Here is a 230-nt window from a genome sequence, read left to right on the forward strand (position 1 = left end):
TGTCCGGCGGTTCGTTCTTCGCGCACCCGGCAATCGACGAGGTCGATAACGACGAGCTTTTCACGAAGTTCCAGCAGCTGCTCGAAGATTTCGGCCACCTGGGCCGCGTGCATCGCGAGGCCACGGCAGACGGCGTTGTCGACGAGCACGAACGCGCGAACCTCGAACGCATCGCGAACGATATGCACCGCCGGATTCAGGAGCTGCTCGCGCTCACGTGGCGCATCTAC

1 protein-coding gene is annotated in these 230 nt (G+C 63.0%); it reads left to right on the plus strand.

Going from position 1 to position 230, the window contains the following annotated elements; all coding sequences use genetic code 11:
• Positions 1-230: hypothetical protein (locus SB772_RS46200; protein ID WP_410839293.1), on the plus strand; the 230-nt coding region annotated here is incomplete at both ends.

Origin of the sequence: Paraburkholderia sp. SIMBA_030 (genome assembly GCF_046535245.1) — a bacterium.
In the GTDB taxonomy this organism is placed as follows: Bacteria; Pseudomonadota; Gammaproteobacteria; order Burkholderiales; family Burkholderiaceae; genus Paraburkholderia.